Annotated in this window: 16 protein-coding genes; 1 reads left to right on the forward strand and 15 read right to left on the reverse strand. The window is 32.4% G+C overall.

The annotated features are described in order from the left end of the window. Positions 1–53: 53 nt before the first annotated feature. From QM746_RS06365 to QM746_RS06390, 6 genes are all read right to left on the reverse strand, one after another. Positions 54–1,277: an NADH-quinone oxidoreductase subunit D gene (locus tag QM746_RS06365; RefSeq protein ID WP_414983451.1), complete on the reverse strand. Its 1,224-nt coding sequence runs from the start codon at positions 1,275–1,277 to the stop codon at positions 54–56. Positions 1,278–1,339: 62 nt separating this feature from the next. Next, complete coding sequence (locus tag QM746_RS06370) at positions 1,340–1,834, reverse strand: NADH-quinone oxidoreductase subunit C (protein ID WP_414983452.1); 495 nt, start codon at positions 1,832–1,834, stop codon at positions 1,340–1,342. 8 nt (positions 1,835–1,842) lie between these two features. After that, positions 1,843–2,400 carry an NADH-quinone oxidoreductase subunit B gene (locus QM746_RS06375; protein WP_414983453.1) on the reverse strand — a complete coding sequence of 186 codons (558 nt, stop codon included), beginning with the start codon at positions 2,398–2,400 and terminating at the stop codon, positions 1,843–1,845. A 59-nt stretch (positions 2,401–2,459) separates the two neighbouring features. Beyond that, positions 2,460–2,825 carry an NADH-quinone oxidoreductase subunit A gene (locus tag QM746_RS06380; RefSeq protein ID WP_374360863.1) on the reverse strand — a complete coding sequence of 122 codons (366 nt, stop codon included), beginning with the start codon at positions 2,823–2,825 and terminating at the stop codon, positions 2,460–2,462. A 316-nt stretch (positions 2,826–3,141) separates the two neighbouring features. After that, the gene (locus QM746_RS06385; protein WP_414983454.1) at positions 3,142–3,585 is read right to left on the reverse strand and encodes a DinB family protein; all 444 of its coding nucleotides are present in this window, start codon (positions 3,583–3,585) and stop codon (positions 3,142–3,144) included. Positions 3,586–3,642: 57 nt separating this feature from the next. Further along, positions 3,643–4,767, reverse strand: coding sequence for a GNAT family N-acetyltransferase (locus QM746_RS06390; RefSeq protein ID WP_414983455.1), 1,125 nt, complete (start codon positions 4,765–4,767; stop codon positions 3,643–3,645). A gap of 108 nt (positions 4,768–4,875) precedes the next feature. On the opposite strand from QM746_RS06390, the gene QM746_RS06395 reads away from it, so the two are divergent. Beyond that, complete coding sequence (locus QM746_RS06395; RefSeq protein WP_414983456.1) at positions 4,876–5,586, forward strand: zinc metallopeptidase; 711 nt, start codon at positions 4,876–4,878, stop codon at positions 5,584–5,586. A gap of 4 nt (positions 5,587–5,590) precedes the next feature. Here QM746_RS06395 and QM746_RS06400 read toward each other — a convergent pair whose 3' ends face one another. The 9 genes from QM746_RS06400 to QM746_RS06440 all read right to left on the reverse strand — a co-directional run bounded on the left by QM746_RS06400 (position 5,591) and on the right by QM746_RS06440 (position 15,614). Continuing rightward, positions 5,591–6,199: an IMPACT family protein gene (locus tag QM746_RS06400; protein ID WP_414983457.1), complete on the reverse strand. Its 609-nt coding sequence runs from the start codon at positions 6,197–6,199 to the stop codon at positions 5,591–5,593. A 50-nt stretch (positions 6,200–6,249) separates the two neighbouring features. Continuing rightward, on the reverse strand, positions 6,250–6,918 hold the full coding sequence (locus QM746_RS06405) for a T9SS type A sorting domain-containing protein (protein ID WP_414983458.1): 669 nt from the start codon (positions 6,916–6,918) through the stop codon (positions 6,250–6,252). A 6-nt stretch (positions 6,919–6,924) separates the two neighbouring features. Then, positions 6,925–7,509: a phage tail protein gene (locus tag QM746_RS06410; protein ID WP_414983459.1), complete on the reverse strand. Its 585-nt coding sequence runs from the start codon at positions 7,507–7,509 to the stop codon at positions 6,925–6,927. 193 nt (positions 7,510–7,702) lie between these two features. Continuing rightward, the gene (ribD, locus tag QM746_RS06415) at positions 7,703–8,725 is read right to left on the reverse strand and encodes a bifunctional diaminohydroxyphosphoribosylaminopyrimidine deaminase/5-amino-6-(5-phosphoribosylamino)uracil reductase RibD (protein WP_414983460.1); all 1,023 of its coding nucleotides are present in this window, start codon (positions 8,723–8,725) and stop codon (positions 7,703–7,705) included. 36 nt (positions 8,726–8,761) lie between these two features. After that, positions 8,762–9,361 carry a hypothetical protein gene (locus tag QM746_RS06420; RefSeq protein ID WP_414983461.1) on the reverse strand — a complete coding sequence of 200 codons (600 nt, stop codon included), beginning with the start codon at positions 9,359–9,361 and terminating at the stop codon, positions 8,762–8,764. A 1-nt stretch (position 9,362) separates the two neighbouring features. Continuing rightward, entirely contained in the window at positions 9,363–11,174 is a 1,812-nt protein-coding gene (locus QM746_RS06425) for a DUF349 domain-containing protein (protein ID WP_414983462.1), read from the reverse strand. Positions 11,175–11,369: 195 nt separating this feature from the next. Continuing rightward, on the reverse strand, positions 11,370–12,098 hold the full coding sequence (locus QM746_RS06430) for a shikimate dehydrogenase family protein (RefSeq protein ID WP_414983463.1): 729 nt from the start codon (positions 12,096–12,098) through the stop codon (positions 11,370–11,372). A 67-nt stretch (positions 12,099–12,165) separates the two neighbouring features. Beyond that, entirely contained in the window at positions 12,166–14,271 is a 2,106-nt protein-coding gene (locus QM746_RS06435) for an endonuclease (protein ID WP_414983464.1), read from the reverse strand. A gap of 209 nt (positions 14,272–14,480) precedes the next feature. Then, on the reverse strand, positions 14,481–15,614 hold the full coding sequence (locus QM746_RS06440) for an endonuclease (RefSeq protein ID WP_414983465.1): 1,134 nt from the start codon (positions 15,612–15,614) through the stop codon (positions 14,481–14,483). Positions 15,615–15,621: the final 7 nt, after the last annotated feature.

Consider the following 15,621-nt stretch of genomic DNA (forward strand, 5'->3'; position numbering starts at 1 on the left):
AATATTTGTTATTCTTCATACTTTGTACTTTTTACATTGTACAAAGTGCATTTTTAAGCATCTAATTCTCCTGCAATAATGTTCATAGAACTCATTGTAACTACTGCGTCAGAAATCATTGCTCCTTTTATCATTTCAGGATAAGCCTGATAGTAGATAAAACATGGTCTTCTGAAGTGAAGTCTATAAGGACTTCTTCCTCCGTCACTTATTAAGTAAAAACCTAATTCTCCGTTTCCTCCTTCTACACAATGGTAAACTTCTCCTTTAGGAACTTCGGTTTCTCCCATTACAATTTTGAAGTGGTAAATTAAAGCTTCCATGTTATTGTAAACTTCTGCTTTTTCTGGAAGATAAAACTCTGGTACATCTGCATGGAAATCTCCTTCCGGAAGATTTTTGTAGGCTTGTTCTATAATTTTCAAACTTTCCCAAACTTCGTGCTGACGAACCATAAAACGGTCATAAGTATCTCCACCTGTACCAACTGGTACCATGAAATCAAAATCTTCGTAAGATGAATAAGGTTGTGCAACTCTTACATCATAATCTACACCAGCCGCTCTAAGGTTAGGGCCTGTAAAACTATAATTTAAAGCTCTTTCTGCTGAAATATGACCTGCGCCAATGGTTCTTTCCATGAAAATTCTGTTTCTTTCGTTAAGTGTACAGAATTGTCCCCATATTTTCGGGAAGTTTTTTAACCAATTTTTTAGTAATTCATGGAATTTAGGAGTGAAATCTCTTTCGAAACCACCAATTCTTCCCATGTTAGTCGTCATTCTTGCTCCGCAGATTTGCTCGTACATTTCGTAGATAGCTTCTCTTTCTCGGAAAAGATAAGTAAGACCAGTAATTGCACCTGCATCCATCGCAATTACTCCATTACAAACCATGTGGTCTGAAATTCTTGCCAACTCCATAATAATAACACGCATATATTGTACACGTTTTGAAACTTCACATCCGATAAGTTTTTCTACCGTCATGTGCCAAGCCATATTGTTGATAGGAGCAGAGCAGTAGTTCATACGGTCTGTAAGCGTGGTAATCTGAGCAAAATTTCTTCTTTCAGATATTTTTTCAAAAGCACGATGTATATATCCTACCGTTTGTTCGGCGTGTAAAATTCTTTCTCCATCCATGGTTAATACATTTTGGAAAATACCGTGGGTAGAAGGGTGCGTAGGACCAAGGTTTAGGGTATAAAGTTGCCCGTCTATTTGTTCCTTAGTTTCGTAGCTGCTTAGTATGTTTGATAGTGCGTTATCTTTCATAATTTTAATAATTGATAATTAATAATTGATAATTGATTTCCTTTTATCAATTATCATTTATTCTATCTTCCGAACATTTTATCGTTTTTGTCTGTTCTGGTTCCGTCTTCTAGAGCATATTCTTTTAACATTGGATGATAACCAAGATCTTCCATATTTAAAATAGCTCTTAAATCTGGATGACCTTTGAATTTAATTCCGTAAAAATCAAAAGTTTCTCTTTCCATCCAATTAGCACCAGAGTATAAGTCAGTCAAAGTTTCGAATTCTATATTTTCTTTCGTTCCGAAAGCTTTTAATCTAATTCTGAAACCCGTTTTCAGATTATGCAAGTGATAAATAACACCTAATTCGTTACCTTCTTTTTCAGGATAATGAATTCCGCATATATCTGTAAGGAAATTTATTTCTAAAGAAGTATCTTTAAGGTAATGAATTACTTTTTTGATGTCTTCTTTTTTTAATTCTAGAGTTAATAATCCGTAAGGTTCGCTAACAGAAATTATCGAATCTGGAAATTCTCTTGTAATGGCTTCTAGCACAAATTCGTTAGTCATATCCATAATTATTCTATTCCGTATGAGTCTAATAAAGCTTTATATTCTGGCAAATCTCTTCTTCTAAGGCTTTCACTTTGGCTAAGTTCTTGCACTTGCATTACGCCTTCTATTATTTGTTCTGGTCTTGGTGGACAGCCAGGTACATACACATCTACAGGGATAATTTTGTCAATCCCTTGAAGTACAGAATAAGTATCAAAAATACCTCCACTAGAAGCACAAGCACCTACTGCAATTACCCATTTTGGTTCTGCCATTTGTGTGTAAACTTGTTTTAATATCGGAGCTAGTTTTTTTGAAATTGTTCCGCAGACCATTAACATGTCTGCTTGTCTTGGCGAAAAAGAGTTTCTTTCCATCCCGAATCTAGAACCATCATAGGTTGGATTAAGGAATGCCATAAATTCTATACCACAACATGAAGTTGCAAATGGCAAAGGCCACAAAGAATAACTTCTGGCCAAACCTATTACGCTGCTCAGTTTTGTAGCAAAAAAACCTTCACCTTCCAATCCTTCTGGAGCAGGTGCGTCCATTCTTACAACTGGTTTATTATCTGACATTATTATTCGTTGTTTTAAGGTTGATTTTTATGAATACTTTTTTTAAGTATTATTATTTTTTATTTATCCCAATCTAAAGCGCCTCTTTTCCATACGTATAAAAAACCGATGAAAAAGACTGCTACAAAGGCTAAAATCGCAAGGAATCCTTCTACGCCAAATTCTTTGAAGTTTACAGCATAAGGATAAAAGAAAACTATTTCTATATCAAATAGTACAAATAAAATTGCTGTAAGGAAGTATTTTACAGAAAAAGGAGTTCTAGCATTGCCTTCTATCTCGTAACCACATTCGAAATTTTCGTTTTTCTTTTTTGAAGAATTTTTGGGTCCCAGAAAGTGGGTTCCTAAGATTGAAAGGAGCACGAAGCCTAGACCAACAGCAGCCTGAATAAGGACAGGAATATAATTTTCAGGTAAATTCATCTCTATTAAGTATTTCAACACGCAAATTTATGAATTAATAATAGAAATGGGAAATTTTAAGACTTACTTTTCTTTTTATTTATCTATCGTTTTGTAATTTAGAATCATTACAAATAATATTTATTTTTTCATTTTTTTTATGACAAGAAAAGCCATGTAAGCCATGTAACCAAATAAAAAACTAGCAAACAGGATGTTAATAATTGCATTAGTCTTCTCATCTTGAACGCGAAAGAAGATATTGTAAAGGATGTACAAAATAATAATGCCAGCGTAATTATAGATTTGTTTTTTCATTTGGAAGAAATGATTTTTTTTAAACTTTGTAATGGATAAAGTCTGTAGAAGGAGGAGTTATATTGTTAATTTTCAATTCTGTAGCGATTTGAGCTCTGTGATAAGTACTGTGGTTGCAAATGTGGAAAATAATGTCTTTCAAAGATTTTACAAAGTTTTCTCCGTCTGAGTTTTGGTAAGAAATTTTAGTTTCTAAATCCAAACTGTCTAATATTTCGAAAGAAGTTTCTAAATTATTTTTATTTTTTTCTTTGATAATTTCAATTGATGTTAGTTCCCAAACACCAAATTTAGGAGTGTTTCCAAGAATTCTAGCATTCCAAATATGATGAGAATTAGTAGAATGAGAAAAAAGCAAATGTGCTTTTTCTGAAATTTTGTCTGGATTGTTTTCGAAAATTTCAATAATTTTCTCGTTCATTTGGAATTGGTAAACCAATATTTCTTTGAAAAAATCTTTCATAATTGTTATTTTTTAAATATAGTAAAAAGTGAAAAATTCATTTTATCATTTTTTCACTCATAATTCAAGAGAGTAAGTTCTTCTTCTTTTGTGATTTACAGGATTATAATCTTGCCAAAGAAGTTGTATGTTCTTATTTTCTTCTAATTCTGGATTGGTTTCTAAGAATTTAACGCCTTTTTTTCTAAAAGTTTTCCAGATTTCTTTAAAAATTATCGCCGTAACACCTCTTTTTTGATACTCTGGATGAACTCCAATCAAATAAAAATTAGCTCTGTCATTTTTCCTGCTTGCATTCATAAAATGCCACCATCCGAATGGTAAAAGTTTTCCTTTAGATTTTTGTAAAGCCCTAGAATAAGAGGGCATTGTAATGGCAAAAGCTACCAAATTGTATTCTTTATCCACAATACATATTATATAGTCTTTGTCTATAAAACCGAAGTATTTTTCTTTGTAATGTTGTATTTGTTCGTTGGAAATTGGAGTGTAGGTAGAAAGTGTTTTATATGTTTCGTCCAAAAGTTTAAACATGGGCTCTACCAAAGGCAATATTTCTTCTTTAGAATTAAATTTTACAGTCTGCAATTGGTATTTCTCTGCAATTAATTTGCTAAATTTTTCCACTTTTTCTGGTAAAACTTCAGGGAATAAAATCTCATATTCTACCCATTCTTTTTCTTTTACAAGACCAAGTTTTTCTAAATGTTTAGGATAATAACTTTCGTTGTACAGTCCAATCATTGTTGCCAATTTGTCAAAACCGAAAGTCAACATTCCAGCTTTGTCAAGATTTGTAAATCCCATTGGACCTTCTATTTTTTTTAGATTTTTCTCTTGAGCAAATTTTATTGCTTCATCAATTAAAGCTTTAGAAACTTCTTCGTCATCAATAAAATCTAACCAACCGAAACGTACTTTTTCAATACCCAATTCTTTGGCTTCTTTATGATTTACCATTACAGCAATTCTGCCAACAATTTTATCATTTTTGTACGCTAGAAACTGTTTTGCTTCAGAATAAGCAAGTGCAGGATTCTCTTTTGGATTCCAAATGTTTTTTTCGTCATTGATTAAAGAAGGAACAAAATTTTGATTATTTTTGTACAATTCCATCGGAAATTTGATGAAATCTAGAAGTTGTTTCTCTGTTGTTACTTGTCTGATTTGTACTTCTGACATACTTTTAAGATTTAAAAACAAATATAAAGCAAAAGATGACAATGCCCAAGTTTGGCACAGTTTTTCCATCAAAATGTTATATAATTTCTAAAAAAAATAATTAAAAATATGTCAGGTTATTATTTAATAATTATCGTAACAATGCTTGTAAGTTGGTTGGTTTCTTCTCGATTGAAATCAAAATTCGAGCATTATTCTAAAGTTTACCTCAGAAACGGAATGAGCGGAAAAGAAATCGCAGAAAAAATGCTTCGTGATAACGGAATTTATGATGTGCAAGTGATTTCGGTTCCTGGGCAATTAACAGACCACTACAATCCGGCAAATAAAACCGTAAATCTTTCTGAAGGTGTTTATATGCAACGAAATGCAGCTGCAGCTGCGGTTGCTGCTCACGAATGTGGACACGCTGTGCAACATGCTGTTGGCTATTCTATGCTTCAATTAAGGTCTAAATTAGTGCCAATGGTAAATATTAGTTCTACTCTTTCTCAGTTTGTACTTTTAGCAGGTATTGCTGTGATGGTCGCTTCTAGAAGTATTCAAAATCCTAGCGGTAACACTACTGTTTTAGCCATTGGAGTTTTGCTTTTTGCGGTAACTACTTTCTTTGCATTTGTAACTTTACCAGTAGAATATGATGCTAGTAACAGAGCAATGAGATGGCTTAAAGAAAGTGGAACGGTAACTTCCGAAGAATTTGTAGGAGTTCAAGATAGTTTAAGGTGGGCTGCCAGAACGTACGTGGTTGCAGCAATTGGCTCTTTGGCTCAACTTTTATATTGGGCAAGTATTTTATTTGGAAACAGAAGAAATTAAGGATTTAATTTTCTAAAAATTCATATTTCACTTCATACACCTCGGACAATTGTTCCGAGATTTTTTCTTTTTCGGAAAGTTTGAGTTGAGCTGTAATTTTGCAATTTTCTTGAGCATCAAAGTTGAGAACTTTTGCATCAAATTTATTTAATAGAGAGAAAATAATGTTCTGTTGAGAAAATTTGAATTCAATTTCCAGTTGAGTTTCTAATTCTTTGGTGATGATTTCAGCATGTTCCAAAGTGTATTTTGTACTTTCTTTATAGGTTTTTACCAAGCCAGAAACTCCAAGTTTCGTGCCGCCGTAATATCTAATAATTACGACTAAAATATTGGTGAGATTATGAGCAAGAAGCTGATTGTAAATAGGTAAACCAGCACTTCCTGATGGTTCGCCGTCGTCATTGGCTCTGTAATTTTCTCCATTTAAACCTATTCTAAAAGCGTAACAATGATGTGTAGCTTTAGGATGTTCTTCTCTTAATTGGTCTAAAGCAGTCTTCAGTTCTTTTTCATTGTTTACAGGAAATGCAAAACCAATAAATTTGCTCCCTTTTTCTTTGAGCAAGATGTCTCTGATTTCAGATTTTATGGTGGTGTAATTGTATTGCATAAAAAACACCTCAAAAGTATGAGATGTTTTTTGTTTTATAAAATTTAATTTTAGTTTTTAATTAATTTTAATGTTTCTGAGTTGGTTTTTAGTAAATAAATTCCAGTGTTAAGGGTAGAAACATCAATGTTGTTTTGTCCTTTTTTAAGGTTAAACTTTTTAATTAATTTTCCTTGAGAATCAAATAACTCGGCATCTTGATGAAGAGGAGAAAGAATATCAAGAGAATTTTTTACCGGATTAGAAGTTAGTAAAAGTTTATTTTTTGATAATTCTTCTGTGCTCAGATTGGTGCTTTGTACTGCTCCGGTAAGTGTTCCGTTTCCTGAAGTGAGATTCCCTCCACAATCTCCTTCTGTAACAGCGGTGTTTTCTGCCCAAACTCCTAATGTTAAATTAGGTGGATTAGGTACAGAAGCAGATGTGTTGTGGTAAATGAGATATGGATTAACAAAATCTCCATTTCCAGTATCCGCTAAAAATTCCCATCTGTTACTGGTATTATTCCAAGAAATTTGGAATTCGCAAGTTCCTAACCCGCCACATTCCTGTGCGCCATCTATTGGGGAGGTTTGGTAAATGTTTCGCCCGTTAACATCAGTGCTTATTTTATTGAAAACAAAAGTTTGATTGTCAAATAAATTAACACATCCCGAAAATGTAATCGTTTGTGAATAAGCTAATGATGTAAAAAAAAGTAAAAATAATAACTTTTTCATACACAATTAATTTCTTGATGGATAAATGCCTTCTAAAGCAATGTAATAGCCTATTGATAAATAAGGTTGCATATTATTTACAGGAGTGCCGTTTCCTGTATTACCTACCATTGTTGGGTTCATTGTAGTGTTTGCGGTAGCACTAGAATATTCTTTGTCTAATGTTTTAGTATCTGCAGGAAGATTGTTGGTTGGTGAATTTTGATTTCCTTCAGAAGTAACAGCTTTAATGGCATGATTGTGAGGAGGTAGATTAGTAACTAGTAAAGTATTAGTTTCTGTACCAGACATTTCTCCTAAAGTTTTAGGGGTTAAACCAGGTCCATTACCAATACCTACTACTATTCTTCCTCTTAAATCTGGTAAACCAAAAGTAGTTCTTCCGTCACCACCATAGGTTGTACCTAAAAGTGAAAATAATGCAGTGTTCTGAGCTATAGGTAATAGTCTTCCATCGCATAAAGCCCAACCTCTAGGTTCAAAGTTGTAAGGGAAAATGGTAATTTGCCCGATATAAGGCTCCATTTGTGCTTTTACAGTAGTTGTACTGCTGAAAAATACAAATACAAAAAATAATAGAATTTTTTTCATGAGTAAAAAAGTTTTTGGTTACTCAACAAATTTAACTTAAATATAGTTATGTTTATGAAAAAAAATGTTAATATTTTGTAATTATATTTTTTTTGTTTTATTTTATTCTATTTATAATAATAAGTATAATTATTTTGAGAATAAATTATTATTTTAATAAATGATTAGCGGTTAAATAAATTTGAAATAAAAGTTATGTATTTCGAAAAAGCACCAATTTATTATCTCTAAAAAGCTTTTCTTTAGTCGATTTCCCATTAAATTTAGGAGCTTTTGTGCCATTTTCTAAAGTAAGATTTTCATTTTTGATGAAAATGGTTTCGTCCCAAAGATTGGCATCAATAAAAGTTTGTAAAGTTTTGCTTCCGCCTTCTATTAAAACCGATTGAATTTGATTTTCGTAAAGTTTTTGCATTAATTCTTTTAAGAAATTTTCTTTAGAAATTTTAATGAATTTTATATTTTCTTCCTCACTATCTTTTTCTTGATTGAAAACTAGAGTAGGGGCTTCATGATTATAAATTTTAAAATCTCTTGGAACTTTTAATTCAAAATCAATTAAAATTCTTACAGGATTTCTACCTTCAATTAATCTAGTTGTTAAACTAGGGTTGTCATTCAATGCAGTTTGAGTTCCAGCCAAAATGGCGTGTTCTTCGCTTCTTATTTGATGAACAAATTGACTGGCTAATTCATTAGAAATTTTAGTTGGTTTAAAATCTTTATCAATAAAACCGTCATTGCTTTCTGCCCATTTTAGAATAATGTAAGGACGTTTTTTCTCGTGATAAGTGAAAAATCTTTTGTTGAGTTCTCTACATTCATCTTCTAAAATTCCAGAAATGGTTTCTATACCAGCGTCCATCAAGATTTTTTTGCCTTTTCCGTTTACTTTATCATGACTGTCCATGGCGCCAATTACCACTTTTTTGAAGCCAATTTCTTTAATTTTTAACGAACAAGGTGGCGTTTTACCAAAATGAGCGCAAGGTTCTAGTGAAACATAAATGGTAGATTTTGGTAAAAGTTCGGGGTTTTCAACGGAATTAATTGCATTGATTTCTGCGTGATTTTCTCCTGCTTTTTGATGGAATCCTTCGCCAATAATTTTTCCGTTATGTACAATTACACTTCCAACCAAAGGATTAGGATAGGTTTTTCCAGTAGCTTTTTTGGCAAGTTCTATACAGCGTTTTATGTAAAATTCGTCAGTCATTTAGAAAAAGAAATTCCGATTTTTGGTCGGAATTTGTTAGTTTTTAAGAGTTACATTAGGAATATTCATAGAGATGATGTTTCCTAAGAGTTTATTTCTAGATTTTCCGAGATTTTTCATGAAATATTTTGTGTCTCCGGTATTTTTCTGCTTGTAAGTAATAATCATAAAGGTACTTTGTTCGCCAAGCATTACGTTTCTAAATCTATAAACGTTATAATCTGCCATTTCTTGTTCTTGTTCTGGCTCGTCTTTTTCTTTTTGCTTAGCAATGTTGCTGGTGAAAAAATCTACAATAAATTCCGTTCCGCTGGGATTTTCTGTTACATTGTAGTTGCAATATTTATCTGTTTCTTTTCTGGAGTCTAATTCTCCGGTTTTTTGATAAGTTGCTTCTTTTGCATCAATGTTTTTATTGAAAAAATAGATAGAAACAGTGTAAGGAGCATCTTCTAATCTGCTATCTTCTGGGATGTAATCTTGTACAAAAAGGATTTTAGATTTTTGCGAAGATGTGGCAAGCGTCAACTTAGTTTCCCCGAAGGTAATTTCAGGGATTCCTATATAATCTATTTCCTGCGAAAAAAAAGTTGCAGAAATAAAAAATAACAGAAAAAATGAAAACAGTTTTTGCATTTTATTCTCCAGAAATAATATGGTGAAGGGTGTGTTTCAAGCTTTCTAATTGTGCTTTTTTCTCATCAATTTTATCAAAAGTATCTTTCAAAAGAGGGTTGTCTCTGGAAACTTTTCCGAAGAAACTTAAGTTATTTTCTAATTTTACAATTTCTGCCTCTAAATCAGCAATTTGGCTTTTTACTTTTCTTGCTTTATCTGTAATTTGAGATTCAGAAAGTCCTTCTTCTTTTAAATCGAACTCATTAATTCTGTTTAATCTTAATTTTTCTCTAAGCGTTTTGTTGAATTCAGAATTAATTGCCATTTTGTCTCTTGGTACTTTGCCAATGCTGTTCCAAGATGTTTTAATTTGTTCAATTTTTTCAACACTACCTTCTTCGTTTCCGATGTTTTTCAATTCGTCTAGAAGTACACGTTTTTGTATGTAATTTTCTTTCCAATCATCTGTTTGAGCATTGTTTTTGGTTCTGAAATTATTGAAAAAAGTATTACAAGCGTTACGGAAATCGTCCCAAACTTTGTTGGTTTGACTTCTTGGTACATGACCAATTTTTTTCCAGTCTTCTTGAAGTTTTTTGAATAAAGGAACTGCAATATCCCAATCTTCAGAATTCATATTGTCTTGAGCTGTTTTTATTAGCTTCAATTTTTCTTCTAAATTGGTATGTTGAGAGTTTTTAAGCCCTTTGTAGAAATCGTTTTTGGTAGAATTGAAAGCTCTAAGTGCAATTTTGAAATCGTTCCAGTTTTGGTTAGATAATTTTCTAGGTACGCTGCCCAATTTTAAGAAATCTGCTCTAAGGTCTTCCACTTTTTTGATGGCTTGTTGCCAATAATTGTGGTTTGGTTCTTTAGAAGCAAGCGTTAAATTTTTAATGCCTTCTATTATTCCGTTTTTCTTTTCAAGATTTGCTTGTTGTTCTTCTTCAATTTGAGTGAGAAGTTCAGATTTTCTTTCGTGAATTTTGTTAGAAATTTCTTTGAATTCTTCCCAAGTTTTATCACGAAATTCTTCTGCCACAGGTTCTGCTTCTTCTTTCCAAAGTTTGTGTAAGAATTGCAATTCGTTTAATGCTTTTTGAATTACAGATTCGTGAAGTAATTCTTTGGCTCTTGCAATAATTTGGTTTCTTTTCTCCAAATTGTGCGCATATTCTTGCTCTCTGTATTCTTTGTTTAAATCTAACATTTGATAGAATTGATTCAAATGGAAGAAATAAGTATTGTTAAGATTTTTGAATTCAGATTTTGGTACTTGTCCAGCGCTGCTCCATTCTTCTTTAATTTCTCTTATCGCACGGAAAAGATTGGTGTTTGCATCAGAAGTGCTATAAAGATTTTTTAATTTTTCGATGATTTGCTGTCTCTTTTCTAAATTTTCTTTTTGCTCTGCTTCTTGCTTTTTGTGGAAATTGTCGTACTTTTCTTTGAAAAGATTGTTAAGAGTATAAATTTTAGAAAGCAAAGGATGTTCAAATTTGAAATCTGCAACTGGTTTGCCTTCAGATTCGTGTTGTTGTTTTTGGTCTTCTGTTTCCAGATTTACACGCTGAAGAATAGTTTCTTTGATGGCATTAAATTTCCTGTGATTTGCACCTGCATCTTCGGCATTAATTAATGCTTCCAATTTATTCATCAATTCTCCCGAAGTTAATTTTTCGTGTTCGTGTTGCTCTACCTCATCATGAATTTCTTCATCTTGAGTTTCGGGCTCGGAGATTGATTCTGTAATAACGTTTTCATTTACAATGTTTTCGGTTTCGTTTACATTGTTTTCTTGTGGTTCAGAATGCAAGTTTTCTGTAGTCATAGCAAATCGTTTTTGTTAAATTAATGCTCTTCAAAAACCAAGATTAATGTTGGTTTCTGCACATTTCGCCACTAAATTAAGTGTTTTTTGTGAAATATGCAATTTGTAAGTTAAAAGTTAAATATCAAAATTCAGAAGTTGAAAGTTAAAATTTTAATTTTTTTACATTTAACGTCTAATCTCTAACTTTTAACCTTAGGAGTTCCAGATTTCCCAAGCTTTTTCGGCTTGTTGTTCTAGCATGTACAATCCGTTAGCTGTTTTTGCTCCTTTTTCGGCGCAATTTCTAATAAATTTGGTGTATTCTGGGTTGTAAATTAAATCTATAATCAAATGATTTTCTGTAATTCCATCAAAAGGAAATGATACAGATTCTTCAATATTCGGGAAAGTGCCAACTGGTGTGCATTGAATAATGATGAGATTCTCTTTGACTAAATTTTCCGAAAGATTTTCATAATTAATTTCAGTAGTTCTAGAAACTGTAATGTATGGAATTTGGTTTTTCTTCAAGACATATTGTACCGCTTTTGCTGCGCCTCCATTTCCTAAAATAATTGCTGTTTTTTGGTTTTCTTTTTTGTGGAGTAAAAGCGTTTTTTCAAATCCAAAAGCATCGGTATTGTAACCTTTTGTCTTTCCGTTTTCTATAGAAATACAATTAATGGCGCCAATTTCTTTGGCTTCATCACTTAATTCGTCAATAAAAGGAATTATTTTTTCTTTGTAAGGAATGGTTACGTTGAGACCTTTTAGATGTTCTGTTTCAAAAATATTTTTGATGTTATCTAAATTTTCGAGGTCTATAATATTATATGAATGGTTGTTTAATAATAATTTTTGAAATTTTTGTTCAAAATATTTCTTAGAAAAAGAATAGGAAATTTTTTTTCCTATTAAACCAAATTTAGCAGATGTTTCCATACATCAAAGGTAATAAAAAAGGCCGGAAATATTTCCCAGCCTTGTGTGTTTTTATTGTTGATTGTGATTATTCTATAATTAATTTTTCGCTTTTTGTACCATAGATAATCCAATAAACTCCTTTTGGTAATGATTTTAAATTTACTTTGTTTCCTTTTTTGAAAGGAGCATTAATGGCTTGAATCATTTTTCCATTCAAATCATAAACTTTAACTGTTTCAATGTTTTGAAGATTAGAACCTTTGAAGAAAATTTCGTTGTTTTTAACAGGATTAGGATATATGCTAATATTTTCTTCTGTGGTTGAAGGTGCCATTCTTGCTGTTCCTGTAGGGTTTACAGTGCCAATATTGGTACAAGTATCTACAGAATAAGATGTCCATTCTGATGCTAAATAAGTAGTTCTTGGTTTGGAAACATTTCTTCTTAATGTAGTGTCTAAGGCAAAGTTTGCGGATGAACCAGATGTTCCGATAATATCAATTAAAGTTCCGTTTTTGAATAAACCAACAGTGTCATTTCCATTAAAATCTAAACTAGAAGTTTTTAAATTAATAGTTCCAGGGCAGGTAAGTGCATAAGAACTGTGGGCAATTACGTAAGTGGAGTTGGCTGCTAATGTACCAGAAAGTGTTGCTACAGCAGTCCATGTAGTAGAACCATTTACTTGTTTTTTTATTGAATAGGTAGAAAGTGCTATAGAAGAAGAAGTTCTATTGCTTATTTCTACTGCTTTGTTGTTGCTACTACCTTCTAAATATTCTGAAAAATATAGTTCTGTAAAAGTTGAAGCTGAAGTAGTAGTTACAGAGAGAGCAGACGAACTAGCAGATGTGTTTCCTGCAGCATCGTAAGCTTGAACTGTTACAGAATAAGTTGTGCCAGCAGTTAAACCGGTTAAACTATAAGATGTAGAGGCAGAAGTTCCCACTTGAGTTCCGTTATTGAAAATTTTATAACCTGTAACGCCTACATTGTCGGTAGAAGCCGTCCAAGAAACAGTAGCAGAAGTTTGAGTGATGCTGCTAGAAGCTAAACTTGTTGGAGTACTTGGAGCTGTAGTGTCAGAAGCTGAAGTGGTAGTTACAGAAAGAGCAGACGAACTAGCAGATGTGTTTCCTGCAGCATCGTAAGCTTGAACAGTTACAGAATAAGTTGTGCCAGCAGTTAAACCGGTTAAACTATATGATGTAGAGGTTGTAGTTCCCACTTGAGTTCCATTATTTAAAATTTTATAACCTGTAACACCTACATTGTCGGTAGAAGCCGTCCAAGAAATAGTAGCAGAAGTAGAAGTTATATTGCTAGAAGCTAAACTTGTCGGAGTAGAAGGAACTGTAGTGTCTGTAGAAGAACTTCCTCCCCAAATTGAAGCAACATATTCTGGGTGGTCTATAAAAGGATTTCTATTTCCTTGAAATGTGTACGATGCGTTATTTCTGTTTATTTCGGCTTGAGAAACAGGGTCTGCATTATGCCAAGCTAAAAGTACATCTAATTCCCAAGTTTGTAATCCAGGGAAAGTAGAAGTTCCTAAAATGTTTCCAGATGTGAAGGTTGATAATTTAGATTCGTATCTTGTTACAAAATAAAAAATCATTCTGGCAATATCTCCTTTGAAGGCATCTATGGGTTCAAAAACAGTTCCCGTGTAGCCCGAAGAAACAGAATTTCCTAATTTACTACCGTTTTGAGAGGTAAATGTAGCGGTTCCTACTTTTCCGTAAGGATAGTTACTTCTCATTCCGTTAACTTTTCCATCAGTGGCTCTAATAAAATTAATATCGGAAACCATAGGAGAAGCTTGATTGAATAAACTTTGTGGAATAACGTGCTCTCTGTTATAACAATCTCCTTCTACAGAATAAGTGCCACATTGGTCTGTTGTAACGGTAAATTTATAAGGGTCTGTTCCCGAAGGATTTTCGGAGTACATGTCTAAAATACTGCCATCATTTTCGTAGTTTTTGTCGATGTCAGTAGTTTTGTAACCTGTCCACAATCCCGCATAACCTTTGTCGGTGTGTCCATTGGTAATAATAGTTGCTAATTTTGATTTGAGCGCTGCGCCAGTTAAGCCACTAGCAGAATCATAATAACCCGTAGGAATTTGCGCAAAAAAGAGTGAATTTATTCCTAAGAATAAAATCAAGAAGTAATTTTTTGTCTTCATAAAATTGATTTTTTTTAACACCTCTAATTTAAATCAATTTTGTCATATTGAGATAAAGTATTTTTAATTTTATGTTAAATTAAAGGCAGTGAAGAAACTGTATCTAAAGGTGAATTAACGCTTTGATAATAAAGTTGTTAGGCATGAGTTCTATAGAGAGTGCTTTTGATACAACCTCTTCAAAAGATAAAATCAATAAATTTAGCTTATTATTCTACAATAAATTTTTGAGAAGTATTTTCTATCTTTAGAATATACACCCCTTTGTCTATATTGTTAAGTTGTATAAAATTTTCTTTAAAGAATGGGGTTTCATAGGTGGATATTAATTTTCCGCTAATATTATAAATTTCTATTTTTTTTATTTTTTGAAGTTCTTTTCCTGTAAAAAATAATACTTTATTTTTTACAGGGTTTGGATATAAGCTCCATGTCACTAAATTGTTAATATTTGTAGTAGATAGAGTAGATGTCCATATCTCCTCTATGAATTCTGGATGGTCTATAAAAGGATTTCTATTTCCTTGAAAATTATAAACAGCATTATTTCTGTCAATTTCTCTTTGAGATACAGGGTCGTTTTTAGACCATTTTAATAGCATATTTATAATCCATTGTTGATATCCATTGTAAGTACTTCCATCAAATGGAGAACCAGAGATATTAAGATTATAGAAATCTACAAGTTTTGCTTCGTACCTTGTTACGAAATAAAGCCACATTCTTGCTAAATCTCCTTTAAATTCATCAATTGGTTCAAAGACAGTTCCGCTATATCCAGGAAAACTACTTATTCCAATTTTAGAGCCATTAGTAAAAGTTTGAATAGGAGAGTTTGTTTCACCATATAACATATTCCCTCTTTTGTTATTAACGTAGTAGTCTGTTGGGATAACAAAATGTGCATCATTAGCCATTGGTGTCGCGTTTATTCCTCCAAAAAAACTTTTTGGAAGAGAGTGTTCTCTATTATAGCAACTGTTTTCATAATTCTTCCCGTTTCCACATTGATTTCCTCCTGCAGAGACTTGGCCTAATTTATATTCGTACGAATCATTTACTGCTCCATTGATACTTGGATTTGGATTTTCAGAATACATGTCTAAAACGGTACCATCTTTTTCATAGTAATTATCCACATCTGTTGTGAAATATGCGGTCCATAAGCCTCCGGTTCCACTGCCATATCCCATATCCGAATGCCCATTTGTAATTATTTGGCTTAATTTTGTTTTGAGAGCAGCGCCCGTAAGTCCAGAAGTACCATCGTAATAGCCAGTAGGGATTTGCGCCAGCATTAGAGAGCTAATGGTAATTAGCCCAAAAAGTAGTAATTTCTTCATTATGTTA

Source organism: Cloacibacterium sp. (assembly GCF_047601505.1).
Taxonomy (GTDB): domain Bacteria; phylum Bacteroidota; class Bacteroidia; order Flavobacteriales; family Weeksellaceae; genus Cloacibacterium.